Origin of the sequence: Nocardioides sp. CPCC 206348 (genome assembly GCF_048654705.1) — a bacterium.
GTDB lineage: Bacteria > Actinomycetota > Actinomycetes > Propionibacteriales > Nocardioidaceae > Nocardioides.
Window position 1 is genome coordinate 2,361 of the sequence record NZ_JBMCZA010000177.1, and the last position, 286, is coordinate 2,646.

At 72.7% G+C, this 286-nt stretch carries 1 protein-coding gene; it reads left to right on the forward strand.

Going from position 1 to position 286, the window contains the following annotated elements:
- The coding region (locus ACOADB_RS14050; protein ID WP_378599688.1) for a CHAT domain-containing protein at nt 1–286 on the forward strand (286 nt) is incomplete at both ends.

Below are 286 nucleotides of genomic sequence, written 5' to 3' on the forward strand. Positions count from 1 at the left end.
GCGCCGACCTCGTGCACCTCGCTGCTCACGGGCGGTTCCGTGCGGACAGTCCGCTCTTCTCCGCACTCGACCTCGCCGACGGACCGCTGACGGTGCACGACCTCGAACGGCTCCAGCGGGCGCCGTACCGGGTCGTCCTCTCGGCCTGCGAGTCCGGCGTGCTCGCACCGGTCGGCGCCGAAGAGCTGCTCGGCCTGGCGGCTGCCCTCTTCTCGCTCGGCACCGCCGGCCTGGTCAGCAGCGTCGCGGAGGTCAACGACACCGCGACCGCCGACCTGATGGTCGA